Origin of the sequence: Streptomyces sp. NPDC088350, assembly GCF_044753545.1 — a bacterium.
In the GTDB taxonomy this organism is placed as follows: domain Bacteria; phylum Actinomycetota; class Actinomycetes; order Streptomycetales; family Streptomycetaceae; genus Streptomyces.
The window spans coordinates 576,120-595,141 of sequence record NZ_JBIVNL010000001.1; the positions used below are offsets into that span (position 1 = coordinate 576,120).

Below are 19,022 nucleotides of genomic sequence, written 5' to 3' on the forward strand. Positions count from 1 at the left end.
GTGCGAGCTTTCCCCCGGCCGGGTGAATGGGGAATTCGCCCGGTACCTCAGCTCCAGGGGGAGTTTTGCGCAGACAAGTGAAGAGAGCGTGCGCGGCCACCGTCGCCACGGCCGCGGCCGTCGCCCTCGCCGCCGGTATGACCAGCCCGGCGTCGGCGAAGCCCGAGCAGCGCGCGGCGACCGGTGCCGCACAGGCCCGGCTCGCGGGCAACCAGCACATCACCCTGATCACCGGCGACCGCGTCACCGTCGACGCCAAGGGCCGGGTCGTGGGTCTCCAGGCGGCGAAGGGCCGTGAACACATACCTGTTCAGGTCCGCAGGCTCGACGGGCACACGCTCGTCATACCCGCCGACGCGGCCCAACTGGTCGCCTCCGGCAAGCTCGACCAGCGGCTGTTCGACGTCACCGAACTCAACAAGTCGGCGGAGCGGGCCTCCCAGAAGGCCGGCCTGAAGGTCATCGTCGGCTACAAGGGCGCCGCCACCGCCACCAGGGCCGACGTACGGGACGCGGGCAAGCTGCGCCGGTCCCTGAAGACGCTGAACGCCGACGCCGTCCAGACCCCGCAGAAGGACACGCCCGAGCTGTGGGCCGCCGTCACCAACGGCGACAGGACGGCCTCCGGCATCGCGCACGTCTGGCTCGACGGCGTCCGCAAGGCCAGCCTCGACAAGTCCGTGCCGCAGATCGGCGCCCCGAAGGCGTGGGCGGCCGGCTACGACGGCAAGGGCGTCAAGATCGCCGTACTGGACACCGGAGTCGACGCCGACCACCCGGACCTGAAGACCCAGGTGATCGAGTCCAAGAACTTCTCCACGGCCGCCGACGCCAACGACCACTTCGGTCACGGCACGCACGTCGCGTCCATCGCGGCGGGCACCGGCGCCATGTCGCACGGCAAGTACAAGGGTGTCGCGCCCGGCGCGAAGATCCTCAACGGCAAGGTCCTCGACGACACCGGTTCCGGTGACGACTCCGGCATCCTCGCCGGCATGGAGTGGGCGGCCGCGGAGGGCGCCGACATCGTCAACCTGAGCCTGGGCGGCCAGGACACCCCGGAGATCGACCCGTTGGAGGCGGAGGTCAACAAGCTCTCCGCCGAGAAGGGGATCCTGTTCGCGATCGCCGCGGGCAACGAGGGCCCGCAGTCGATCGGTTCGCCCGGCAGCGCGGACGCGGCCATCACGGTCGGCGCGGTCGACGGCAACGACAAGCTCGCCGACTTCTCCTCCACCGGCCCGCGCGTCGGCGACGGCGCCATCAAGCCGGACGTCACCGCACCCGGCGTCGACATCACCGCCGCCGCGGCTCCGGGCAGCGTCATCGACCAGGAGGTCGGCGAGAACCCGCCCGGCTACCTGACCATTTCGGGTACGTCGATGGCGACCCCGCATGTCGCCGGTGCCGCCGCGATCCTCAAGCAGGAGCACCCCACGTGGGGGTACGCCGAGCTGAAGGGCGCGCTGACCGGCTCCGCGAAGGGCGGCAAGTACACGCCGTTCCAGCAGGGTTCGGGCCGTATCGCCGTCGACAAGGCCATCAAGCAGACGGTGATCACCGACCCGGTGTCGGAGAGCTTCGGCATCCAGCAGTGGCCGCACACCGACGACACCCCGGTCACCAAGCAGGTCACCTACCGCAACCTCGGCACCGCGGCCGTCACCCTCAAGCTCACCGTGGCAGCCACCAACCCCAAGGGCCAGGCGGCTCCTTCGGGCTTCTTCAAGCTCGCCAAGACCTCGGTGACCGTCCCGGCCGGCGGCACCGCCTCGGTCGGCCTGACCGTCGACACCAGGCTGGGCGGCACGCTCGACGGGGCGTACTCCGCGTATGTCACGGCGACGGGCGGCGGGCAGAGCGTCCGTACGGCCGCGGCCGTGGTGCGCGAAGTGCAGTCGTACGACGTCACGTTGAAGTTCGTCAACCGTGACGGCGCCCCCGCCAAGTACTACACCGCTTCGCTGGACGGCGTCTCCGGCCTCGCCGCCGGCGGCTCCTTCAGCCCGCACGACGCCTCGGGCACCGTCAAGGTCCGTGTCCCCAAGGGCGGTTACGTCCTCGACACCGGAATCTTCGGGGACCCGGAGGACGCCTCCAAGGGCATCGACTGGCTCGCCCGGCCCAAGCTGGACATCGCCAAGGACACCTCGCTCACCATCGACGCCCGCACGGCCAAGCCGGTCGACATCACGGTGCCGGACACCGGCGTCAAGTCGGCCTTCGCGTCACCGGGTTACACGATCTCGACGCCGGACGGGGGCAGCTCCTACGGCTGGCTGCTGGAGACGTACGACAACTTCCGCACCGCGCACCTCGGTCCGCAGATCACCGACGGTTCGCTCTCCGAGCAGTGGGACGCGCACTTCACCAAGGGCGACACCGAGCAGTACGACACCACGACCGCCGCCAAGGTCAAGCAGCTCGCCACCGGTTACACCAAGCACTACAAGGCGAGTGAACTCGCCACGGTGAACGCCCGCATGGGTGCCGCGGCGAGCGGCAAGACCGGGTCGGTCATGGCCTTCGGCTACCTCCCCGACAGCTTCGGCGGCTCCGCCATCGGCATCCAGCAGAAGCTGCCCGGCACCCGCACGCTGCACGTCTCGACGATCAACGGGGTGCAGTGGGAGCTGGACTTCGAGCAGGACAGCGGGGTCGACGCGGACGGCATCCCGGTCACGGAGGCGTACTACACACTGGACGGCCTGCAGAACTTCAAGGGCGGCCACACCTACTCCAGGACCTTCAACACGGCGGTCTTCGGCCCGCACCTCAGCGCCGACTACGGCGTGTTCCGCAGCGGCAACCAGATCCTCGGAATGCTGCCGCTGTTCGCCGACTCCCAGAAGAGCCCGGGCTCGTCGCTGTTCACCTCGGTGAAGACGACCCTGTACCGCAACGGCACCAAGGTCGGCTCCAACGCCGACCCGCTGTTCGGCGGGGAGGCGTTCAAGGTCCCGGCCGCCAACGCCTCGTACAAGCTGACCACTTCGGTCATCCGCAGCGTCAAGGTCGCCGCCGCCTCCACCCGGATCGACGCGAGCTGGACGTTCTCCTCGAAGAAGCCGACCGGCTCCACCCTCGCCCAACTCCCGGTCTCCACCGCCCGCTTCAACGCGGTCACCGGCCTCGACAGCCGCGTGGAGGCCGGCAAGAAGGTCACCTTCCCGGTCACCGTCGAGGGCGCGGCAGCCGGCCGCAACCTCAAGTCGCTGGGCGTGTGGGTGTCGTACGACTACGGCCAGACCTGGAAGAAGGTCCCCGTGGTCAACGGCAGGATCACCGTGACCAACCCGGCCAAGGGCAAGGCCATCTCCTTCCACGCGAAGATCGCCGACAAGAAGGGCAACAAGTCGACGGTCTCGATCTACAACGCGTACTACGGCAAGTAGGTCCCGAGGTCCGCTGAGCGGACGGCCCGTCGGAAGCGCGGCTTCCGGCGGGCCGTCCGTGTTTTCCTGACTCCATGACCACCGCCGTGACCGCCATGATCACCGCCGTCGTCGGCGTGCTCGGTACGCTCTTCGCGCCCGTCCTCAGCCAGCGCCTCACCGCACGGCAGCGTGCCGAGGAGACCCAAGTCGCCGAGCGCAGGCGGCGGTTCGAGGAGCGGCGGGACGCCTACACGGCGATGAACCGATCCTCCCGACAGTTCCACACGCTGCTCAAGGACGCCCTGCACCGCCTCCGTGACGGCGTCTACACCGAGCTGGAGCGCGACCAGTTGGAGGAGGCGCGCCGGGACCACCGGGACCGTTACGCGGAGGCGCAGATGGTCGTGCCCGAGCGTGTGTTGGACGCCTCGCGTGCGGTCAACGAGGTCCTCGCGGACGTCGACGCCGCCGTCAAACGGCTCGACCGGGGACTGGCCAGGGACGGTGAGAGTGCCGGGCAGGTTCTGCTCGACCTGAAGGAGGCCGAGCCCCGGCTGGCCGCGATGCGGCGGCTGATGCGGGCGGACCTGGGTGTCACGGAGTGAGCCCGGGTCTCACGGAGTGAGCCCGGGACGGGGGGCGGACGAGCCCGCGCGGGTCGCGTCCGTGCCCCAACTGGCCAGCAGGCGCAGGGCGTCGGCCGACGGGGAGCCGGGCTCCGCGTGGTAGGTGATCAGGGACTGCTCGGCGTCGTCGGCGAGGCGGAACGTCTCGAAGTTCAGGGTCAGGTCGCCGACCAGCGGATGGTGGAGGAGCTTGACGCCGTAGCTCTTCTCCTTGACGTCGTGCGTGGCCCACAGCCGGCGGAACTCCTCGCTCTTGACGGAGAGTTCACCCACCAGGGCGGACAGGCGCGGATCGTCGGGGTGGCAACCGGCGTCCATCCGGAGGTACATGACGATGTCGTTGGCCTTCTGCTCCCAGTCCACGAACAGGTCCCGGTACTCGGGCCGCAGGAACACCAGCCGCGCCCAGTTCCGGTCCTGCGGCGGGAGTGCGGACCAGTCGCCGAAGACGGCCGCGGCCATCCGGTTCCACACCAGGATGTCCGTGCGGCGGCCCGAGACGTACGCCGGGACCGTGTCGATCGTGTCGATCAGCTGCCGCAGCGGACCCCGCACCTGCTGGGACGGCGACGACTGCCTCTTCTTGTGCTGCTTCGGCTTCGCCAGGTGCGTGAGGTGCGCGGACTCGGCGTCGGTCAGCCGCAGCGCGCGGGCGATCGCGTCGAGGACCTCCGACGACACGTTCCGCCCGTTGCCCTGCTCCAGACGGGTGTAGTACGCCACCGACACCCCGGCCAGCTGCGCCAGCTCCTCGCGCCGCAGCCCAGGCACCCTGCGGTGCCGCCCGAAGTCCGGCAGACCGACGTCCTGGGGCTGTAGCCGCGCCCGCCGGGTGCGCAGGAACTCGCTCAGCTCGGCACGCCGGTCCAGCGGCCGGCCGGTGTCCAGGGGCTCGGCGGTGGATTCGGGCTGTTCGTCCATACGGTCCATTATTCCCGGTCGTACGACCATGAGCCTGACCTCGCTGGTGGTAGGCACAGCGGACGTACGCAGAGGCGTGGTCTGGGTAGACGTAGGACTTTCGGGCAGGCTGTTCCCCGTGCCCGGTCGGAAGGCAGCCGGGCGCACATCCCCCCTAGGAGAGTTCCGGCATGACCACAGTCGCTGCGTACGCCGCCCCCGCCGCCAAGGCTCCGCTGGAGCGCACCACCATCGAGCGCCGGGCCGTCCGCGAGTTCGACATCCTGATCGACATCAAGTTCGCCGGTATCTGCCACTCGGACATCCACCAGGCCCGCGAGGGCTGGGGCGAGGCCATCTTCCCGATGGTGCCCGGCCACGAGATCGCCGGCATCGTCTCCGAGGTCGGCTCCGGCGTCACGAAGTTCCAGGTCGGCGACCGGGTGGGCGTCGGCTGTCTGGTCGACTCCTGCCGCGAGTGCGACAACTGCAAGGCCGGTCTGGAGCAGTACTGCACCGGTGGCAGCGTCGGCACGTACAACGCCGTCGGCAAGGACGGCGAGCCCACCTACGGCGGCTACTCCGAGAAGATCGTCGTCGACGAGAACTTCGTCGTCGGCATCCCCGAGGGCATCGCCCTCGACGAGGCCGCGCCGCTGCTCTGCGCCGGCATCACCCTGTACTCGCCCCTGAAGCACTGGAACGCGGGCCCCGGCAAGAAGGTCGCGATCGTCGGCCTGGGTGGCCTCGGTCACATGGGCGTCAAGATCGCGCACGCGCTCGGCGCGGAGGTCACGGTCCTCTCGCAGTCCCTGCGCAAGCAGGAGGACGGCCTGAAGCTGGGCGCCGACCACTACTACGCGACCAGCGACCCGAAGACCTTCGAGGAACTGCGGGGCACCCTCGACCTCATCGTCTCCACGGTGTCGGCCCCGCTCGACCTCGGCGCGTACCTCTCGCTGCTGAAGACGGACGGCGCGCTGGTGAACGTGGGCGCCCCCGAGGAGCCCGTCTCCCTCAACCTGTTCTCCGTGATCGCCGGCCGCAAGACCCTCGCCGGTTCCGGCATCGGCGGCATCCAGGAGACCCAGGAGATGCTGGACTTCTGCGCCGAGCACGGCTTCGGCGCCGAGATCGAGCTGATCTCGGCCGAGCAGATCAACGAGGCGTACGAGCGGGTGCTGGCCAGTGACGTCCGCTACCGGTTCGTGATCGACACGGCCACGATCTGACCGCGTCGCTAAATCCGGGTCACGGCGCGCTGTCGAGTGCGGGTGCGTCGTGGCTGGTCGCGCAGTTCCCCGCGCCCCTGGGTAGGGGCAGGCCAGGCGTCTTTAGGGGCGCGGGGAACTGCGCGACCAGCCCCCACCGACCCGCAGCCGCCGACGAACCTCAGCCCCCCACTCTGTTCCGCCCCAACAGCCACAACAGGTACGGCCCCCCTACCAACGAGGTGAGCGCCCCCACCGGAACTTCCAGCGGAGGAAGCACCGTGCGGGCAGCGAGATCGGCCGCCACAAGAATCACCGCACCCGTCAACGCCGAACAGACCAACGGCAGTTGAGGCGTACGCGTGAGCCGCCGGGCCAACTGCGGCGCGGTCAGCGCGACGAACCCGATCGGCCCGGCCGCCCCGGTCGCCGTGGCGGCCAGCACCACCCCGAGCACGGTCAGCGCGAGCCGCGTCCGGTCCACCCGGACCCCGAGCGAGGCCGCCGTGTCACCGTCGAGCCCGAGCGGCCGCACGGCCCGCCCCGCCCACACCAACGCGGGCAGCGACAGCAGCAGTACGACGGCCAACGGCCCCGCCTGCTCCCAGCCCCGCCCGTTGAGCGACCCGGTCAGCCACAGCTTGACCTGCTCGGCGGCCTCCAGCTCACTGTCCGCGAGATACAGCTGCACCACGGCCGACAGCGCGACCCCGATACCGACTCCCGTCAGCACGAACCGACTCGGCTGCATCCCGTGCCGCCACGCCAGCACGTACACGAGCGCGGCAGCCGCGAGTCCGCCCACGACGGAGACGAGGGGCAGGGCACTGGGCGAGTTGACGAACCCGAAGGACAACGCGAGCACCGTCGCGGCGGCGGCGCCGTGCCCGACACCGATCACGTCCGGACTGGCCAGCGGATTCCGGGTCACGGTCTGCACGAGCGCCCCCGCGAGCCCGAGCGCCACCCCGACCAGCGCGCCCAGCACGATCCTCGGCACCCGCAACTCGTTGACGACGAGGTCGTACTGCCCCGCACCGGTACGGAGCGTGTGCCACACCTCGGCGGGCGAGATGTACGTCTGCCCGATACAGGCGGCAGCGGTCATCGCAACGGCGAGGAGAAGCAGGAGAGTTGCGGCGACGGCGGCCGAACGCCGGTGCAGGAGAAGGGAGATGGCGGGGCGGGGGCGGAACACGGTCACACCGGCGGGGCGGAAGACCTCGGTCCCGGTGACCCGGTCGGGATCAGGGGGAGGACGTGTCCCGTTTATGCGGTCGGGCTCGGAGGGAGGGCGCGTTTCGGTCGCGCGGTCGGGCTCGGAGGGAGGGCGTGTCCCGGTCGCGCGGTCGGGCTCGCGGGGCCTTGCCGTGCTGTTCATACGGCCGTTGCCTTCCGCCGTACGAGCACCACCAGCACCGGCACGCCCACCAACGCGGTCATCACCCCGGCCGGCACCTCGGCGGGAGCCCGCACGACCCGCCCCGCGACATCCGCGCCGACCAGCAGCGCGGCGCCGAGCAACGCGGACAGCGGGAGCAGGCTGCGGTGCCCGCCGGAGATGAGGCGCCGGGCCAGGTGCGGGACGGCGAGTCCGACGAACGCGATCGGCCCGGCGGCGGCCACCGAGGACGCCACCAGCAGGGTCGCCCCGAGCGCCGCACACACCCGTACGACACCCACCCGATGCCCCAGCGCCCGCGCCGTCTCGTCCCCGAGGGCCAGCGCGTCCAGCCCGCGCGCACAGGCGAGCACCAGCAGTGCGCCCGCCACGAGAAACGGCAGCATCCGTACGACGGTGTCCGCGTCCCGCCCGCTCAGCGAGCCCACCTGCCAGAACCGGAACTGGTCCAGCGTGGCCGAGCTGGAGGTCAGGACCACGGTCGTACCCCCGGCGGTCATCGCGGACAACGCCGTACCGGCGAGGGCGAGTTTCACCGGCGACGCCCCGCCCCGGCCGCGCGCGGCGATGCCGTAGACCAGGCAGGCGGCGAGGACGGCGCCGGCGAAGGCGTACCAGACGTAGCCGCTGAAACCGTTCGCGAGTCCGGTCGCGATGGCGAGGACGACGCCGGCCGCCGCGCCCTGGCTCAGTCCGAGGATGCCCGGGTCGGCGAGCGGATTGCGGGTGACGGCCTGGAGTGCCGCGCCCGCCACGCCGAGCGCCGCGCCCGCCGTCAGTCCGATCTCGGTGCGGGGCAGCCGCAGCGACCGTACGACGAGCGCATCCGGTGAACTCCCGCCGTGCAGAAGGGCGTTGAGCACCTCGGACGGCGGTACCGGCCGGGTGCCGACGGCGAGGCTGAGCAGCGCGGCGGCGGCCACCGCGAGGGTGGCCGCCGGCCAGGCGAGGTGTTTGACGCTCACTTCTCTTCCGCTGTTTGTCTCGTGCCCGTCCCTCTACTTGCTGATGTCCTCGGCGAGTTGGAGGACGACGAGGCGTGCGGCGGTGGGGCCCGCGTTGAGGTACCAGGGGTCGTCGTCGACCTTGACCGCGTGCCCCGCCTTGACCGCCTTCATCGACTTCCACAGCGGACCGGCCAGTACGCTCGCCGCGTCGGTCTTGCCGGCGTCGCCCTGCACCGAGTAGAAGATCCAGTCGCCGTCGGCCTTGTCGATGCTCTCGGCGCCGATGTCCTCCGAAATCGCCTTGAACTGCTGCGACTTGGGCCGGTCGAGCCCCATGTCGACGGCGATGGAACCGGTGAAGGACGAGACGCCGAACATGCGGGTGCGGCCCGGCGTGAACCGCAGCATCGACACGGACGTCTTCGACAGCGCCTCGCCCTTCTCGTGGGCGTCCTCGACGATCCCGTCGAGCAGCTTCTGCGCCTGCTGCCCCTTGCCGATCGCCTCGCCGACGAGCAGCAGGTCGCGCTTCCAGTTGACGCCGTTGCCGGCCGTGACGACGGTCGGCGCGATCTTCGACAGCTTGGGGTAGAGGTCGCCGAGCGAGTCGTTGGCGAGGATCAGGTCGGGCTTCGCGGCGGCGAGGGTCTCCAGGTTGGGCGCCTGGCGCGTGCCCGCGTCCGTCATCGCGGCGAGCTTCGCCTTGTCCGCGGGGAAGGCGTCCGCGAGGTATGCGGGGACGAGTCCGGCGTTGTCTGCGCGGGTGGTGGCCGTCGGGACGGTGCCGAGGGAGAGCAGGTCGTCGAGCTGTCCGGTGCTCAGCACGGCGATCTTCGTGGGCTTCGACTTGATCGTCGTCTTCCCCTCGAAGTGCGTGACGGTCCGGGGAAAGGTCCCGTCGGTGTCCGTGTCCGCGCCCATACCGGTCGCGAGGGTGCTCGGCGCGGCGGACGGCCCCTCCGAGGCGCCGATCACCTTGTTCTGGGAGCCTTCGCCCGTCTTCTCGGCATCGTTGTCAGCGGTGGACGACGAGCACCCGGCCAGCAGTCCCCCGACGACGGACACGGCGGCCACCGCCGTGACAGCCTTCCTCTTGAACACACGCACTGTCACTGTCTCTCCGATCAAAACTGGCCAGGTAAGGCTTACCTTAGCTTGTCGTCGGAGTAGCTTGGGCGTGAGGAGGCCCACACGATGACCGTGCAGCTGAACCACACCATCGTCGCCGCGCACGACAAACACACGTCGGCCCGATTCCTCGCCGACATCCTCGGACTCCAAGTGAGCCCGCAGTACGGCCCGTTCATCCCGGTCGCGATTCCCAACGGGGTGACCCTGGACTTCATGGACCACCCCGGCCCGGGATCCGGTCCGGGCGCGATCGCCCCGCAGCACTACGCGTTCCTGGTCTCGGAGGACGACTTCGACGCGATCTTCGGCCGGATCCGGGCGGCGGGGCTCATCTACTGGGCGGACCCGTTCCACCGGCGCGAGGGCGAGATCAACACGAACGACGGCGGCCGGGGCGCGTATTTCGAGGACCCGAACGGCCACAACCTGGAGATCCTCACGAGGCCGTACGGCAGCGGGGGTTGATTCAGGCTCAGGCTGCGGTGCGGCAGCGGGGGTTGATTCAGGCTCAGGCTGCGGTGCGGCAGCGGGGGTTGATTCAAGCGGCGGTGCGGCAGACGGGGTGGACTCAGGCGCAGGTGCGGCAGACGGGGTGGACCCAGGCGCCGGCGCGGAACGACTCGCCCGCGCCGTAGGGCCCCGTAGGGCCGTACGAGCACGCCACCGTCCGCGGACGGCCGTACGGAGTGCGCGCGCCCCAGGCCGGAGACATGGGCGAGACCGTCCGCCGCCGCCTCGACCACCGTGTTCCCGTCGATGGCGACACCGTGCGGGAGCCGGTGACGGCCGGCGGCGGTGATCAGCCGGGCCGGCGTCCCCCACTGCGCCGCGTGCGCGTCCACGGCGAAGGAAAACGAGCCCGAGCCCTTCCCGTACGTCGATTTCGTCCTCGCCGATGATCACGCAGGCGATGCGGGGGTGGAGCGGTCGGAGGGGGTTGCCGCGCGGAGGAAGGGTTCGTGGACGACGGGGGTGGCCCAGCCGCCGATCAGGAAGGTACTGGGGTTGGCAGGCTCGCTCGGCTCGTTCACAGGGGAATCACAGCTGAACTGGGACGCGCTGTCGTAACCGACCGCGAAGCCGACGTCGGCGACGTCCTCCGCGCGGAAGTGCCGGTGGAAGGGGGAGGCGCCCATCCCGGCCAGCCGGGCCAGGTCCTCGATGCGGAGCGTCTCCGTGTGGTGGTCGCGGATCCAGCGAATGGCCCTGCCGATATGGGTGAGTTGACTGTCGGCGAGCCCGATCTGCCGTACGAGCGCGCCCTGTTCACCGGTGATCAGGCGCCACAGGATCGCTGTTGGTGGCGAGCGGGGTGCGGGGTGCGGTGTGCCCAAAAGCCGTTACCCGCGCGGGACTCGAAGACTCCCGATGTACCGGTCGACGCCGGTCCTCGTGTTCTGGACCCGGGCACCCCCCTGTCCTCCCGTGTCCGCCCCCAGCCGCCACACGCGGAGCCGGTAGTCGGTCCGCGGATCGATGGCGTACGGGAGTCTGCGACTCAGGCGCGTCCCCTCGCCGCGGAAGACCCCGCGCACGCTTCCCCGGCCGGCGCTCGCGTTCCACGGGGAGAAGATCGCCGTCTCGCCGGTCGTGCGGTCGGATGCCGTGGCATGGACGGCCGTCGGGGTCAGGCCCCCAGGCCCTTCAGGCCGTCGTAGACGGACATGATGATCTCCATCCCCCGGTTGTCGGCCGCGGGTTCGCGCATCTGGTTCGTCACGTACGCCACCGCCATCCGGGCCGCGGGATCGATCATGACCAGCGAGCCGCCCCAGCCGCCCCACCCGTAGGTGCCGCCGAACCGCCCATAGCCCAGGCCGTAGCTCACCGGCATGCCCAGCCGCAGGTCGTCCCCGCTGAACTGTTCACTCCACGCACGGTCACAGCCGGCCTCCGACAGCAACCGCACACCGGACACCGTGCCCCCGCCCGCCATCACCGACTGCACCCGGGCGACCGAACGGGCGTTGCCGAAGCCGCTCGCCGCCGGGATCTGCGCGCGCCGCCAGGCCACGCTGTTCCCGTCGCGGATCCGCAACGCGGTCACGCCGGCCGGGTTCGCGTCGCCGGCGGCAGCGCTCGCGGCGTAGTCCTCGTCCTTGCCGGGCGGCGGGATCGTGAGCGCCACCCGGTGGTCGTGCTCGGCGGCCAGCCCGAGGTGGAAGTCCGCGCCCAGCGGCCCGGCGACCTCGGTGGCGAAGAACTCGCCCACGCTCCGGCCGGTGATCCGGCGTACGACCTCGCCCACGAGGAAACCCTGGGTGAGCGAGTGGTAGCCGGCCGCGCTGCCCGGTTCCCACACCGGCGCCTGCGCCGCCAGCCGGGCCGTGGCGGCCGTCCAGTCGTAGATCTCCTCGACACCCCCGACCCAGTCGGGCAGGCCCGCCGTGTGCGACAGCAGCTGCCGTACCAGCACCCCGTCCTTGCCCGCGGCCGCGAACTCGGGCCAGTACCGTGCGACCGGCGCGTCCACGTCGAGCTCGCCGCGATCGGCCAGGATCAGCGCGCACAGCGCCGTCATCGTCTTGGTGACCGAATAGACGTTGACGATCGTGTCCCGCTCCCACGGAACCGTACGTTCCGCGTCGACGAACCCACCCCACACGTCCACCACGGGCTCGCCGTCCACGAAGACCGCCACGGAGGCGCCCACGTCCCCGTCGTCGAGCGTCACGCCCAGCGCCTCGGGCACGGCGGTGAACAGATCGTCGTACGAGCCCCGAATACGAGTCATGTGAGGCATTAGCCCGCATCGGGCGGCGCGGGGCAACCTGATTTCCGGCGGCCGGAACGGAGCGGGTCCGCAGGCGCGGGGACGGGCACGGAATCGCCCGGAACCCTCATGCGTTGAGGACACTGGGCAGAGGATGCCGGCGGTGTGCGAGCCGAGCAGCCCGGGCAACCGAACCGACGCACGACTGACAGATACAGATATGGGAGGGTCGCAATGGCTGCGCAGACGCAGAGGGCCGTACTGGCGGGCGGATGCTTCTGGGGGATGGAGGAGCTGATCCGTCGACTGCCGGGCGTGACGGCGACCCGGGTCGGATACACCGGCGGTGACGTCCCGAACGCGACGTACCGCAACCACGGCACGCACGCGGAGGCCATCGAGATCCTGTTCGACCCCGAGAAGACCGACTACCGCGCGCTCCTGGAGTTCTTCTTCCAGATCCACGACCCGAGCACCAAGAACCGCCAGGGCAACGACATCGGCCTCAGCTACCGCTCGGCGATCTACTACGTCGACGACGAGCAGAAGCGCGTCGCCGAGGACACCATCGCGGACGTCGACGCCTCCGGCCTGTGGCCCGGCAAGGTCGTCACCGAGGTGGAGCCGGTCGGCCCCTTCTGGGAGGCCGAACCCGAGCACCAGGACTACCTCCAGCGCTACCCGGACGGCTACACCTGCCACTTCCCCCGCCCGGACTGGCACCTGCCGACCCGCACGGAGAGCTGACCACGACAGGGTCGGCCCGGCAATAGGCGAAGGCCCACCGGCCGACGCCCGACAGCCGGGCCGCCCTTGTGCCTGCGAGGCGCCGGGCCCGCCGGAGCGCCGCGAGCGGTGTCGACGTGACGTCAGTGTCCGTGCTCATCCGTCGGCCTCGGCGATACCGATCAGGTCGGTCGGCCGCTCCGCCGTGGTGGAGTAGGGAGTCTCCCGGGGCAGCAACCGTGCCGCCGAGTCGAGGTCTCCGCCGCCGACGAGCGCGTGGATCTCGTGGGCGAGCGGGGTCACGTCACGGATGGCGACCGTCCACTCGTCCGCGTAGCGTCGTACGGCCTCACCGGACAGACCGAGCTGCAGGGAGCGGTACGGCAGGGGCTGGAGGCGCAGGTCCCGCTCGGGGTCCCACTGCACGCGGGTGGGCGCGCGCTTCAACTGGCGCTGCCAGGTGGCACGGTCGGGGTGCACCCCGCGCGCGTAACTCGAAAGGCACGCGTGACGCAGCGCCCACTCGAACCCGTCGCGGGTGATCTCGACGGCCAGGACGGTCTCCTGCCCCTCCTTCGTGGCCCAGCCGCAGCGGTACATCATCCACAGGAAGGACGGCTTGATCCACGTCATCCGGTCCCGTTTCCAAGCGGCGGGGAAACGGCCCTCGCGCACGGCGGGCAGGCCGATTTCCGGGGCGTACGCCTGGTAGACGGTGATCGTGGATTCCGCGTAGGTCGCGCGGATCTCGCGTTGGCGTTCTTCCATGGCAGACAGCGTGGGACCCTCCGGGTCCGGGCGGCCACTGATTTTCGACCGCCGCGTACTCGATCAGCGCTCGCGCCTTCGGCTATTTCTCCGCTGCCTCCGGCGCCTTTGGTGCCTGAGCGATGCCCGTCGGGCACGACGCTCCCGAGTTGGTCTCGAACGGGGTACTCAGCTTGACCCCCGTCCCGCCGATCCCGCAGTACCCCGCCGGATTCTTGTCGAGGTACTGCTGGTGGTACCCCTCCGCCGGATAGAACACCCGCCCCTCCGCCGGCAGTATCTCCGTGCTGATCGTGCCGAAGCCCGAGCCCGTGAGGACCCGCTGGTAGGCCGTGCGGGAGGCTTCCGCTGCGGCTGTCTGTTCGGGGGTGCGGGGGTAGATAGCCGAACGGTACTGGGTGCCGACGTCGTTGCCCTGGCGGAAGCCCTGGGTCGGATTGTGGGACTCCCAGAACGTCTTCAGCAGCTTCTCGTACGAGATCAGCTTCGGGTCGTAGACCACGCGAACCGCCTCCGTGTGGCCGGTCAGGCCCGAACAGACCTCCTCGTAGGCGGGGTTCTCGGTGTAGCCGCCCTGGTAGCCGACCAGGGTCGTCCACACGCCCACCGGGAGCTGCCAGAACTTGCGCTCGGCGCCCCAGAAGCAGCCCAGACCGAAGTCGGCGATCTCCAGGTGCCCGGGGTAGGGGCCGAGCAGCGGGGTGCCGAGGACGGTGTGGCGGTCGGGGACCGTGAACATCGGCTCCGGCCGGCCCTGCAGAGCCTGCTCGCGGGTCGGCAGCTGGGGCGTACGACTGTGCAGGAACATGCGGTCTCCCATCGGGCCTCTGTGCGGCTCCGCACTGACAACGGGCGAGGCTCTCCGGGAATTCCGCTCCGCCGTACGGAGGGCAGTCGCGCGCGGGGCCGCCGTGATGACGGCCCCTGTGATGACGGCCCTTGTGATGACGGCCGCCGTGATGACAGCCTCCGTGCGTATGGCCGGCCGTGCGCGTGGCCGCCTCGTCCACGGCGGCACCGTGGACCCCATGCGCGCGGTCGCCCCGCGCCCACCCCGCCACCGCCGCCGTGCTCAGTGCGGCAGGCTCGCCGGGCTTCCGCCGTTCGCCTCGTAGCCCGCCACCGCCAGTGCGCGGTAGACCGCGAACTCGGCCGCCGGGTCGGCGGAGAGGGTCCAGGGGAGGGCTCCGACGTGGCCGTCGATGTGTATGAGCTGGTTCATCGCCTCGGACCAGCGTTCCGCGCGGACCAGGAAGAAGACCAGCAGATGGCGGACGTGCGCCAGCATCGGGTCGTCGGGGCGGACCGCGTGGACGGCGAAGAGGGCGCCGTGGATCGCCTTTTCGACGACCTCGCTCTGGTAGAAGCTGCTGACCAGGTTCACCTCGGGGAGGTGCTCGAACACCGCGAAGAGCGGCATCGCGGCCAGGAGGGAACCCTGAGGGGCACGGGCTGCCGCCGCCTCCGCGAACGCGTTCGCCAGTTCGCGTGAACCGTGCCACTTCTCGCACCAGTAGTGCAGGGCCGCCAGATGCGCCCCCATGTGGGCCGGCGCGCGGTCCAGGATCTTCAGCCACAGCTGCTCGAACTCCGGCTGCGCGTACGTCAGTCCGCGGGCCACCGACAGCTCGACGATGTACGGGACCGGGTCACCGGGGGAGAGGAGCGCCGCCTGTCCGCAGGCGTCCTTCGCCTCCTCCATGATGATCCGGAACTCGTCCGTCCCCCGGGTCGACGTACGCCACGCCTGCTGCACCAGGAACTCCGCGTGCACGGCCGCGCCGCCCGCGTCCTTCGGGTTCTCGGCGCGCCACACCCGCAGCCACTGTCCGCCCGGCGTCTCGCTCACCCCGCCGGGCCGCTGCTGCAGCTCCAGCGACGCGGCGCCCGCGAAGGCCTGCACGCGCTGCCAGCGCAGCTCGCCCGTGATCTCGGTGCCGGCCAGCAACTGCATCGCCGCGCGGTAGTCCTGCGTGCGCTGTACCAGGTCGAGGACGTCCAGCAGGTCCTGGTCGGGGCCGGGCATGCGGATGTCCAGCTCCTCCTCGCGCACGAAGCCGTAGGTCGCCGGGTCCGCGGCGTCCGGGTGGCCCGGCGAGACCTGCTCGATCGCCCCGCGCCTGCGCCGCAGGAACGGGATCAGCACGAAGCCCATCATGAGCAGCGCCATCAGGACCCAGAGAATCTCCATGCCTCAAGCGAACCAGACGGGTCCGACAATTGGCCAACCCGGCCCACCACCCTGTGGAAATCCACGGTCACCGCGTCCCACGCCCTTGTGGAAAACCGCCGTCACCTCGTCCCACGCCCTCGTGGGCAACCGCCGTCACCCCGTCCCACGCCCCTGTGGAAAGTCACCGCCGCCCCGTCCCGAACCCTTGTGCGAAATCGCCGCCGCCCTGCCCCGAGCCCCCGCGGAAAACCCCCGCCACCCCACCCCGCGCCCCTGTGAAAACCTCCGGATCGTCGTCCACCCCGCGAGCGCACTACGCTCGGCCCCATGAGCGACAGGCACATCAGTCAGCACTTCGAGACCCTCGCGATCCACGCGGGCAACACCGCCGATCCCCTCACCGGCGCGGTGGTCCCGCCGATCTACCAGGTCTCGACCTACAAGCAGGACGGCGTCGGCGGCCTGCGCGGCGGCTACGAGTACAGCCGTAGCGCCAACCCCACCAGGACCGCCCTGGAAGAGAACCTCGCCGCCCTGGAGGGCGGGCGCCGCGGCCTCGCGTTCGCGTCCGGACTGGCGGCCGAGGACTGCCTGTTGCGTACGCTGCTCAGCCCGGGCGATCACGTCGTCATCCCGAACGACGCGTACGGCGGCACGTTCCGGCTGTTCGCGAAGGTCGTCTCCCGGTGGGGCGTCGAGTGGTCGGTCGCCGACACCAGCGACCCGGCGGCGGTACGGGCCGCCATCACCCCGAAGACGAAGCTCGTCTGGGTGGAGACCCCCTCGAACCCGCTGCTCGGCATCACCGACATCGCCGTCGTCGCGCAGATCGCGCGGGACGCGGGCGCGAGGCTCGTCGTCGACAACACCTTCGCCACCCCCTATCTCCAGCAGCCGCTCGCCCTCGGCGCGGACGTCGTCGTGCACTCCCTGACGAAGTACATGGGCGGTCACTCGGACGTCGTCGGCGGTGCGCTGATCGCGGCCGACGAGGCGCTCGGCGAGGAACTGGCGTACCACCAGAACGCGATGGGCGCGGTCGCCGGGCCCTTCGACTCCTGGCTGGTGCTGCGCGGCGCCAAGACGCTGTCGGTGCGCATGGACCGGCACAGCGAGAACGCCACCAAGGTCGCCGACATGCTCACCCGGCACGCACGCGTGACGCGCGTTCTCTACCCCGGTCTCCCGGAGCACCCCGGTCACGAGGTCGCCGCCAAGCAGATGCGGGCCTTCGGCGGCATGGTCTCCTTCCAGGTCGAGGGCGGCGAGGAGGCGGCCGTCGAGGTCTGCAACCGCGCCAAGGTGTTCACGCTCGGCGAGTCCCTGGGCGGTGTCGAGTCGCTGATCGAGCACCCGGGGCGCATGACGCACGCGTCGGTCGCCGGCTCGGCCCTGGAGGTCCCCGGCGACCTCGTACGCCTCTCCGTGGGTATCGAGAACGTGCAGGACCTCCTGGAGGACCTGCAGCAGGCCCTGGGCTAGGACCTCGGTCTCACCAGTCTCACCAACCCGTCAGCGGTGGAGTCGTCTCCGACGGCGGCTCCACCCAGGGATGGACCATCGCCGCCCACACGGTGAACGCCACGACCGCCGTCCACAGCAGCAGCCACATCAGCCGCCGGGCGGTCCTCCTGCGGCGCAGCATGCGGCCGCCGCGGCGCACGACGTCCGCGTACAGCTCCGGCGGCACCTGCGGCGGAGCAGTCTCCATGATCCGCCGTACGGCCGCCTCCCGCTCGGGCCTGTTCACGCGCGCGTACCCCCGCCCCACGGCCTCATGAAGGCGCCACCTCGGCCTTAGTCACCTGCGGTACCGGACCGCGCGGCGGATGCAGCAGCGTCGCCGTCGCCCGGTCGCAGATCGTCCGGACCCGTTCCGTCGGGAGGCCGAGCAGTGCGGCGGCCTGTTCCTCGGCGACCCCCTCGTACAACCTGAGGACGACGATCAGCCGCTCCTGGGGCGCGAGGGAACCCAGTGCGCTGCCCGGGTGGGGGCGCGCCCGGCCGAGGCCGCCGTACTGGTGCCAGGCCCCGCGGGCGAAACGGGCGGCCAGGCACTGGCGGGCGTGGTCGTACGGGTCCTCACCGCGCAGCCGGTCCCAGCACGCGTACGTGTGCGCCAGGGACAGCGTCAACAGGCGTCGCGCGCGCGGGTTGTCGTCCGGGTCCTCCGCCGTGAGCAGTGTGGCGGCATGCAGCAGCCGCCCTGCCGCGCCCGCGACGAACGCCTCGAACTCCCGGGCCCGGCGGGCGCCTTGGGACGCCTGCCGTTCTCGCACCGCGCCTCCCGCCTCAACGACCCTGTTTCATCTGAGGCCAGGTCCGTCGCGAGGTCAAGAGTTCGGGACGAAAGGCGGGAGTCGGACACCACGCGAGTCGGACCACTATGCGAGTCGGAGACGCCACGCGCGTCGGAAACACCACGCGCGCGTGCGGGCACCCTTCGGGAACCCGTGCCCGTCAGGAGTCCGACGGATTCTCCGCTCCACCCGGCACCGCCATCCGCGCGGAGAGGGCGCTGTTGAAGCGTGTGAGGAGCGTGCAGAACGCCTCGCGCTCCTCCGGCGCCCAGTCGTGTGTCAGCTCGTCCATCAACTGACGCCTGGACGACCGTACTTCCTCCAGCCGCGACTGCCCGCGCGGGGACAGCTGCAGCACCACCGCACGGCCGTCCTCGGGGTGCGAAGTGCGCTTGACGAGACCGGTGTCGACGAGCGGGGCGACCTGCCGGGTGACCGTCGACGAGTCGATCCCCATGCTCGCGGCGAGCGCCTTGACGCCCATCGGGCCTTCCTTGTCGAGGCGGTTGAGCAGCAGATACGCGGCGCGGTCCATGGAGTTGCGCACCTGTCCGACTCCGCCGAGCCGGGTCTGTTCGGCACGGCGGGCGAACACCGCCACCTCGTGCTGCAGCGTGTCGAGGAGACCGGATTCACCGACGGTCGTCATGTCCATCGACATTTCAGGTGTTGTGGGCATGGCCGGGGGCTCGCTTCATGAAGGGGTGCTGGGTTGGGGGACAGGGTACGCGGCCGGAAGGCGGCCCGT

The 19,022-nt window shown here is 70.7% G+C and carries 17 protein-coding genes and 1 pseudogene; 6 read left to right on the forward strand and 12 right to left on the reverse strand.

Features of this window, described 5'->3' with window-relative positions; translation table 11 throughout:
* Positions 1-77 precede the first annotated feature (77 nt).
* The gene (locus ACIQBL_RS02695; RefSeq protein ID WP_401935921.1) at positions 78-3,395 is read left to right on the forward strand and encodes a S8 family peptidase; all 3,318 of its coding nucleotides are present in this window, start codon (positions 78-80) and stop codon (positions 3,393-3,395) included.
* Between the two features lie 74 nt (positions 3,396-3,469).
* Positions 3,470-3,982, forward strand: coding sequence for a hypothetical protein (locus ACIQBL_RS02700; protein ID WP_401935922.1), 513 nt, complete (start codon positions 3,470-3,472; stop codon positions 3,980-3,982).
* 9 nt (positions 3,983-3,991) lie between these two features.
* On the opposite strand, the gene ACIQBL_RS02705 is transcribed toward ACIQBL_RS02700, so the two are convergent.
* Positions 3,992-4,924 carry a helix-turn-helix domain-containing protein gene (locus ACIQBL_RS02705; protein ID WP_401935924.1) on the reverse strand — a complete coding sequence of 311 codons (933 nt, stop codon included), beginning with the start codon at positions 4,922-4,924 and terminating at the stop codon, positions 3,992-3,994.
* 170 nt (positions 4,925-5,094) lie between these two features.
* On the opposite strand from ACIQBL_RS02705, the gene ACIQBL_RS02710 reads away from it, so the two are divergent.
* Complete coding sequence (locus ACIQBL_RS02710; protein WP_401935926.1) at positions 5,095-6,135, forward strand: NAD(P)-dependent alcohol dehydrogenase; 1,041 nt, start codon at positions 5,095-5,097, stop codon at positions 6,133-6,135.
* A 160-nt stretch (positions 6,136-6,295) separates the two neighbouring features.
* Here the strand turns inward: ACIQBL_RS02710 and ACIQBL_RS02715 are convergent, their stop codons facing one another.
* The 3 genes from ACIQBL_RS02715 to ACIQBL_RS02725 all read right to left on the reverse strand — a co-directional run bounded on the left by ACIQBL_RS02715 (position 6,296) and on the right by ACIQBL_RS02725 (position 9,570).
* Positions 6,296-7,312 (reverse strand): FecCD family ABC transporter permease, encoded by a 1,017-nt coding sequence (locus ACIQBL_RS02715; RefSeq protein ID WP_401935928.1) that lies wholly within the window; start codon positions 7,310-7,312, stop codon positions 6,296-6,298.
* A gap of 179 nt (positions 7,313-7,491) precedes the next feature.
* Positions 7,492-8,481 carry a FecCD family ABC transporter permease gene (locus ACIQBL_RS02720; protein WP_401935930.1) on the reverse strand — a complete coding sequence of 330 codons (990 nt, stop codon included), beginning with the start codon at positions 8,479-8,481 and terminating at the stop codon, positions 7,492-7,494.
* 33 nt (positions 8,482-8,514) lie between these two features.
* Positions 8,515-9,570, reverse strand: coding sequence for an ABC transporter substrate-binding protein (locus ACIQBL_RS02725; protein WP_401937020.1), 1,056 nt, complete (start codon positions 9,568-9,570; stop codon positions 8,515-8,517).
* A gap of 87 nt (positions 9,571-9,657) precedes the next feature.
* On the opposite strand from ACIQBL_RS02725, the gene ACIQBL_RS02730 reads away from it, so the two are divergent.
* Positions 9,658-10,059, forward strand: a complete 402-nt coding sequence (locus ACIQBL_RS02730) for a VOC family protein (RefSeq protein WP_401935932.1) — start codon at positions 9,658-9,660, stop codon at positions 10,057-10,059.
* Positions 10,060-10,493: 434 nt separating this feature from the next.
* On the opposite strand, the pseudogene ACIQBL_RS02735 reads toward ACIQBL_RS02730, so the two are convergent.
* Both ACIQBL_RS02735 and ACIQBL_RS02740 read right to left on the reverse strand, forming a co-directional pair.
* Positions 10,494-10,934 (reverse strand): annotated as a pseudogene (locus tag ACIQBL_RS02735) (hypothetical protein); the annotation flags it as partial.
* A gap of 287 nt (positions 10,935-11,221) precedes the next feature.
* On the reverse strand, positions 11,222-12,328 hold the full coding sequence (locus tag ACIQBL_RS02740; protein ID WP_401935933.1) for a serine hydrolase domain-containing protein: 1,107 nt from the start codon (positions 12,326-12,328) through the stop codon (positions 11,222-11,224).
* Positions 12,329-12,541: 213 nt separating this feature from the next.
* Between ACIQBL_RS02740 and msrA (ACIQBL_RS02745) the strand changes: the two genes are divergently transcribed.
* Positions 12,542-13,054: a peptide-methionine (S)-S-oxide reductase MsrA gene (gene msrA / locus ACIQBL_RS02745; RefSeq protein WP_401935935.1), complete on the forward strand. Its 513-nt coding sequence runs from the start codon at positions 12,542-12,544 to the stop codon at positions 13,052-13,054.
* Positions 13,055-13,189: 135 nt separating this feature from the next.
* On the opposite strand, the gene ACIQBL_RS02750 is transcribed toward msrA (ACIQBL_RS02745), so the two are convergent.
* From ACIQBL_RS02750 to ACIQBL_RS02760, 3 genes are all read right to left on the reverse strand, one after another.
* A complete protein-coding gene (locus ACIQBL_RS02750; RefSeq protein WP_401935937.1) occupies positions 13,190-13,801 on the reverse strand; it encodes a DUF4291 domain-containing protein in 612 nt (203 codons plus the stop codon).
* Between the two features lie 82 nt (positions 13,802-13,883).
* Positions 13,884-14,609 (reverse strand): peptide-methionine (S)-S-oxide reductase MsrA, encoded by a 726-nt coding sequence (gene msrA, locus ACIQBL_RS02755; RefSeq protein WP_401937022.1) that lies wholly within the window; start codon positions 14,607-14,609, stop codon positions 13,884-13,886.
* A 264-nt stretch (positions 14,610-14,873) separates the two neighbouring features.
* Positions 14,874-15,992: a hypothetical protein gene (locus tag ACIQBL_RS02760; RefSeq protein WP_401935939.1), complete on the reverse strand. Its 1,119-nt coding sequence runs from the start codon at positions 15,990-15,992 to the stop codon at positions 14,874-14,876.
* A gap of 309 nt (positions 15,993-16,301) precedes the next feature.
* Here ACIQBL_RS02760 and ACIQBL_RS02765 point away from each other — a divergent pair, with 309 nt between their 5' ends.
* Positions 16,302-17,456, forward strand: coding sequence for a cystathionine gamma-synthase (locus ACIQBL_RS02765; protein ID WP_401935940.1), 1,155 nt, complete (start codon positions 16,302-16,304; stop codon positions 17,454-17,456).
* A 19-nt stretch (positions 17,457-17,475) separates the two neighbouring features.
* Here the strand turns inward: ACIQBL_RS02765 and ACIQBL_RS02770 are convergent, their stop codons facing one another.
* The 3 genes from ACIQBL_RS02770 to ACIQBL_RS02780 all read right to left on the reverse strand — a co-directional run bounded on the left by ACIQBL_RS02770 (position 17,476) and on the right by ACIQBL_RS02780 (position 18,935).
* Positions 17,476-17,724, reverse strand: a complete 249-nt coding sequence (locus ACIQBL_RS02770) for a hypothetical protein (RefSeq protein ID WP_401935942.1) — start codon at positions 17,722-17,724, stop codon at positions 17,476-17,478.
* Between the two features lie 25 nt (positions 17,725-17,749).
* A complete protein-coding gene (locus ACIQBL_RS02775; RefSeq protein WP_401935944.1) occupies positions 17,750-18,253 on the reverse strand; it encodes a sigma factor-like helix-turn-helix DNA-binding protein in 504 nt (167 codons plus the stop codon).
* Positions 18,254-18,434: 181 nt separating this feature from the next.
* Positions 18,435-18,935 (reverse strand): MarR family winged helix-turn-helix transcriptional regulator, encoded by a 501-nt coding sequence (locus tag ACIQBL_RS02780; protein ID WP_401935945.1) that lies wholly within the window; start codon positions 18,933-18,935, stop codon positions 18,435-18,437.
* Positions 18,936-19,022: the final 87 nt, after the last annotated feature.